5 protein-coding genes and 1 pseudogene are annotated in these 5,692 nt (G+C 73.6%); 4 read left to right on the top strand and 2 right to left on the bottom strand.

Features of this window, described 5'->3' with window-relative positions:
- A pseudogene (locus L0B03_RS13050) lies at positions 1-253 on the bottom strand (DNA-3-methyladenine glycosylase 2 family protein); the annotation flags it as partial.
- A 298-nt stretch (positions 254-551) separates the two neighbouring features.
- On the opposite strand from L0B03_RS13050, the gene L0B03_RS13055 reads away from it, so the two are divergent.
- Together L0B03_RS13055 and L0B03_RS13060 are read left to right on the top strand one after the other, a co-directional pair.
- Positions 552-1,283, top strand: coding sequence for a hypothetical protein (locus L0B03_RS13055; RefSeq protein ID WP_250446440.1), 732 nt, complete (start codon positions 552-554; stop codon positions 1,281-1,283).
- Between the two features lie 68 nt (positions 1,284-1,351).
- Positions 1,352-2,182 (top strand): aminoglycoside phosphotransferase family protein, encoded by an 831-nt coding sequence (locus L0B03_RS13060; protein ID WP_250446442.1) that lies wholly within the window; start codon positions 1,352-1,354, stop codon positions 2,180-2,182.
- A 3-nt stretch (positions 2,183-2,185) separates the two neighbouring features.
- On the opposite strand, the gene L0B03_RS13065 is transcribed toward L0B03_RS13060, so the two are convergent.
- Positions 2,186-3,754, bottom strand: coding sequence for an OmpA family protein (locus tag L0B03_RS13065; RefSeq protein ID WP_250446444.1), 1,569 nt, complete (start codon positions 3,752-3,754; stop codon positions 2,186-2,188).
- Between the two features lie 164 nt (positions 3,755-3,918).
- Here L0B03_RS13065 and L0B03_RS13070 point away from each other — a divergent pair, with 164 nt between their 5' ends.
- Positions 3,919-5,109: a TIGR04053 family radical SAM/SPASM domain-containing protein gene (locus L0B03_RS13070; RefSeq protein ID WP_308200056.1), complete on the top strand. Its 1,191-nt coding sequence runs from the start codon at positions 3,919-3,921 to the stop codon at positions 5,107-5,109.
- 50 nt (positions 5,110-5,159) lie between these two features.
- On the top strand, positions 5,160-5,501 hold the full coding sequence (locus L0B03_RS13075; protein WP_250446446.1) for a hypothetical protein: 342 nt from the start codon (positions 5,160-5,162) through the stop codon (positions 5,499-5,501).
- Positions 5,502-5,692 lie beyond the last annotated feature (191 nt).

Consider the following 5,692-nt stretch of genomic DNA (forward strand, 5'->3'; position numbering starts at 1 on the left):
TGCCGAGCAGCCCGGGCGCGAGCGTCACGGCCTCCGCGGCGCCCTCGCCCCAGGCCTGGACCTCGACGGTGACCGGGTCCCGCTGGGCCAGCCGCATCGTCGTCGGGCCGGTGGTCAGCAGGGTCGCGCGCCAGACGGCGCCGTCGGGGGTGGAGCGGTGCGCGGGGTCCAGCCCGCCGTGGCGCAGCGGCGCCAGGGTGCGGTGCAGGTCCAGCGGACGGGTGAGGGTGAGGACGGCCTGCTCGGACTGCACCCCACCATCGTCACACGCGGGTGAAACCTGCCTCGCAACCGGGTGACACCCCGGCGTGAGATCTGCCACGAAAGCCGCGAAAGGGGCGCGGGTCCCACACCGGACGTGCCATGATCGAGCACAGATCGGCAGCGCTGCCACGGCTGAGCTTCATACCACCAGGCCTGGGCCCTAGCGCCCCCCTCGGAGGCGGCTGACGACCTTCGTCCCGCACCCCGCGGCCCCCTGAGGGCGATGCTCTGCCTCGCCCAGGTCACCACCTCAGACCCACCACAGCGGGAGAATGATGTCTACGTCCATGTCTCGGCCCAGCTCGTCCCACGTCACGACCCGTACCCGGGCGGTGGTGGGCGCGGGCCTCGCCGCAGCGCTCCTCGTCGGCTGCTCGGGGGGTGACGACGCCTCGCAGGAGACCCCTGCCGGCAACGAGGTGTCGGCCTCCGAGACCTCCGTCGACCCGTCGGCCCCCGAGGACGCCCCCGCCCCCGCGGTGGACCTCCTCGACGCCTCGAGCCGCATCGCGGTCATCACCTCCTGCGAGGGCCTCCTGCCGAGCCTCGCACCGGCCCTGACCCCGAACCACACCCTGACCACGGACTCGGTGAACTCCTACGGTTCGACGACGGACAACGCCTTCAGCTTCACCTGCGTGTTCACCGACTCGACCAACCCGAACGACACCGTGACCCTCGAGGGGACGGCCGGTCGCAGCGACGTCACGCGCGACGAGGTCGTCGAGCTCTACCCCGAGGAGGAGCTCTTCGCGACCGACATCGCCGAGCACACCCCCTACGGCAACGTCACCTTCCTCAAGCCGACCGACAACGGCGAGCTGACCGGGACCTTCGCCGCGCACGTGTGGGCGCCGAACCCCGAGCAGTCCTCGATGACGGGCACCGTGCGCCTCTCGTACGACTACGCCACCGAGGCCCCCGAGGGCGACGAGTACCAGATCGAGTCCGCCCGCGCCGTCCCGACCGAGGACGCCGTCGTGGTCGCACTCACCGGCGTGCTGCAGGCCGTCGACTGAGCAGCACCCGCAGGCCCGACCACGCCTGAGCCTCCCCGTCCGCCGTCCGTGCTGGCAGCATCTCCTGGGTGACCACTCCTCCTGAGGTGCCGCTGGCCGGCGGTGGCATGGGCGGTGCCGTCCGGGTCGGGGACACGGTGCGCCGCACCGCCGGCCCGTGGACGTCCACGATCCACCGGCTGCTGACTCACCTGCGCGCCCACGGCCTCACCGAGGTCCCCCGGCCGCTGCTCCTCGACGAGCACAGGGACGAGCAGCACACGGACGAGCCGCACAGCCTCGACGATCAGGGCCGCGAGGTCCTCTCCTACCTCGACGGCGTCGTGCCCCACTACCCGCTGCCTGCCTGGGTCTGGGCGGACGACGTCCTGGTCGACGCCGGTCGGCTGCTCGCTGCCGTGCACCGCGCCTCCGCGAGCTTCGACCTCGGCGGCGCGACCTGGCAGATGCCGACCCACGAGCCGGTCGAGGTCGTCTGCCACAACGACCTCGCGCCGTACAACATGGTCTTCCGCGAGGGGCGGCTCGTCGGGCTGATCGACTGGGACACCGCCTCCCCCGGGCCGCGGGCGTGGGACCTGGCCTACCTCGCCTACCGGCTGGTGCCGCTGACCGACCCGACCAACCACGACGGCCTCCCCAGCCCGCTGGCCGAGCGCGCCCGCCGGCTGGCCCTGCTCTGCACCGCCTACGACGGCGACCTGACCCCGGACGAGGTCCTCCCGACGACGGTCGAGCGGCTGCGCGACCTCGCCGCCTTCACCCGCGACCGAGCCACGACGGACGGTGCGCACCTCGAGGACCATGCGCGCCTCTACGAGCGGGACGCCCGGTGGGTGGTCGAGCACGCCACGGAGATCAGCCCAGCAGACTGGCCCTCCACGCGGGAGGGCGCCTGAGGGTCAGTCCGCCACGGGAACGTCGGTCAGGCGGAACGGAGAGTTCCCCAGGCTCGGTCGCAGCTGGACCGTGACGTCCTCCACGGGCCCGACGTCGGGGTACACGACGCTGAGCGTGCGCGTGGTGCCGCCGTCGATGTCACCCAGGGCGTGGAGGTCGGACACCGGGAGCCACAGCTCGTGCTCGCCCTGCTCGCCAGCCAGGTAGTCGACCGGGAACACGGCCGTGTCACCGATGAGCACCGTGAGCGCCGACACCGCGTACTGGGCGGTCCAGGCGGTCTCGCGGTGGTGCCAGACCCCGGACAGGAAGCCCAGGCCGGTGGCGTCCTGCTCCTCGTCGAGGGGCGTGACCTCGAGGTCGACGACGAGGTGCCCGTCGATCCTGCGGGCCTGCGGCGCCGCCACGCTGTACCCGCGATCGGCGTCGACCGTCACCCCGTCGGGGCCCGTCCCGGTGGGCCCGTCGAACTCGGGGAGCTCACCGCCGGCGGTGACCTCGGTGCTCTGCGTGATCTCTGAGACCAGGGTCAGCGCGACGCGACGGTTCTGCTGCCGACTGGCGTCGTCGGTGCCCGGGGCGACCGGCTCGCTCTCCCCACGGCCCGAGGTCTCGAGCGGGTAGGCGGAGGTGTCGACCCGCTCACGCAGCGCTGCGGCCACGGACTCAGCACGGCGCTCGGAGAGGTCCTGGTTGTGGTCCTCGGGGCCGACGTCGTCGGTGTGCCCGACCACCTCGACGGTGCCGGGTTCGCGGCCGTTCAGGTGAGCCGCAGCGGCGTCGAGAGCGGCCTGCGCCTGATCGGTCAGATCGGCCGAGTCGACGTCGAAGAGCACGTCCGCGCCGAGGGTGATCTGGACCTCCTCCGTCGTGGTCAGCGTCGAGACGGCACCCTCCAGCTCGCGCGTGAACGACTCGAGGGAGGCCACAGGAGCCTCGGCGATCTCGTCGAGGCCCAGGGGCTCGGTCACCTCGTCTCCCGGGGTGCTGCCGGGCAGGTCCGCATCCGGCACGTCGCCGTCCATCACGGGCACCGACGCGACGTACGGCGCACCGGGCAGGAAGAGTCCGAGGCTCTCGACCTCGGGCCCAGGAGCTGCGTACGCCACCTGCAGGCGCAGGCCCTCGGGCTCGACGTTGACGTAGCTCTCCGCGGTGGTCACCGTCCGTCCGTCAGCGTTCACCGCGACGGTGTGGACCTGGTCAGCGTCGAGGTCGACCAGCCGGAGGCCGCTGAGCGTCGGCATCAGGATGGGGGACAACCCGCCCATGCCGGTGGACAACGACACCCGCTCCGGCTCGCCGTGGCTCAGGTCGATGGTGAGCACCGCGTGGTCTCCCGCCCTGACCACGGGGTACACCTCGGCCTCGAGCTCGGCGCCCTGCAGGACGACGGTGGCCGTGACGGCGACCTCTCCGGTCCCGGGGCCAGGATCCGCCGCCTCGACCTCGCCCTCGGTCTCGGCGTCCGCCACGGGGGGCTCCGGCTCCTGCCCCCCGTCGGCCGTGCAGGCCGTCAGGGCGAGCAGGACAGCGGCGGGCAGGACGATCTGGCGAGCGGCACGATGCATAGGTGATGGGCCTCCTCAGGCGACGCGACACTGTAGCGATGCGGTCGTCCGGGGGGACCTTCGTCCCATCGGCGCACCACCACGCCGCCCGGCCGTCGCGAGCCGGGCAACCAGGCCGTCCGTTCACCCCCGCGCCCCCCGCCCGGCCTGTCAGCATCGCCGTCGTGCCTGCTCACCCCCGCGCCGTCCGCTCCGTCCGTCACGACCCGGCCGACCGGCCGCTGCTCGTCATCTGGGAGGCGACGCGGGCCTGCGCCCTGGCCTGCGTGCACTGCCGGGCCGAGGCTCAGCCCGGGCGCCACGAGCGTGAGCTCGACACCGAGGAGGCCACCGAGCTCATGCGGCAGGTGGCGTCCTTCGGCAGGCCGTCGCCGATCTTCATCATCACCGGCGGCGACCCCTTCGAGCGGCCCGACCTGACCGAGCTGGTGCGTCGGGGGCGTGCGCTCGGGCTGGCGATGGCGGTCTCGCCGTCGGGCACGGCCAAGCTCGACGGCGCAGCCCTCGCCGGGTTGCAGGAGGCGGGGGTCACGGCGATCTCGCTGTCCCTGGACGGCGCGACCGCGGAGAGCCACGACGGGTTCCGGCGGGTGCCGGGCACCTTCGACCGCACCATGGACGCGTGGGCGCAGGCCCGGGCCCTGGGGATCCGGGTGCAGGTCAACACGACGATCTCGCGCCGCACGGTCGACCAGCTGCCGCAGGTCGCGGCGCTGGTCCGTGAGCAGGGGGCGATGACGTGGAGCGCCTTCATGCTGGTGCCGATGGGTCGCGGCACGGACCTGGGCCCGTTGAGCGCGGCCGAGGCCGAGGACGTCCTCAACTACCTGTACGACCTGGGCCTGCACGTGCCGATCAAGACCACCGAGGGGCACCACTTCCGTCGGGTGGCCCTGCAGCGGGCGGTGCTGGCCGAGCGCGGGGTCGACCACGTCGAGGCCCTCGGGCTGGGCGGGCTGTACGCCGACCTCACCGCCAGGACGGCGGCCCTGGGCTGGGGCGCGGGGGACCGGTCGCGCCGGCCACCGCTCAACGTCAACGCGGGGTTCGGCTTCGCGTTCGTCAGCCACGTGGGCACCGTGCACCCCAGCGGGTTCCTGCCCGTGGCCGCGGGCGACGTGCGCGAGCAGACCCTCCCCGAGATCTACCGCACCTCCCCGCTGTTCACCGGCCTGCGCGACCCCGGCCAGCGCACCGGCCGCTGCGGGGCGTGCGAGTTCGCGAGCATCTGCGGCGGGTCGCGCTCGCGCGCCTTCGCCATGACGGGCGACCCCTACGCGACCGACCCGCTGTGCGGCTACGAGCCCGGGAGCTTCCCCTACCCCGAGGACGTCGCGGCGCTGCTGGCCTCCTGAGCCCTCCGGCCCTCGGCGCCGCGCCTCCACCTCTCGGTACAGTGCTGCCGATGCGTCTGCCCACCGCCCTGATCGCCGCCCTGAGCCTCGTGGTCGGGTTCGCCGTCGCCCAGCTGACGGAGCTGCGCTGGGCCGGGGGTCTCGTCGTCGTCGCGGGCGCCGCGTGGTGCGTCGCGCGGGAGGTGCGGCGCACGCCCTGGTGGCGGCTCGTCGTGGTGGTCCTGGTCGGGGTGGTGGCCTTCGTGGTGTCCCACCTGCTCGCGGACCTGGTCGGACCGTGGGTGGCGGTGCTCGTCGCCGCGGCGCTGCTCGGAGTCGTGACCCACCTGGTGCTGGGGCCAGGGCTGGGGAGCCCGGTGGTCTCCGACGCCGCCCGCACCGACGGTAGGTAGGCTCCCCGCTCGTGAGCGCTGATGGACGGGTCGTCCCCTGGGAGCGCGGGATGGCACGCCCCCGCCTGACCGTCGAGGTCGGTGCACGCAGCAGCGGGGCCCTCACCGCCCTGGCCGAGGCGGGCTCCCACGGGCGGCTGCACGCCACCCCCGGCGACGACGGCACCCTGCGCCTGCAGGACCGCCTGACC

Source organism: Actinotalea sp. C106 (genome assembly GCF_023630195.1).
Lineage (GTDB): Bacteria > Actinomycetota > Actinomycetes > Actinomycetales > Cellulomonadaceae > Actinotalea.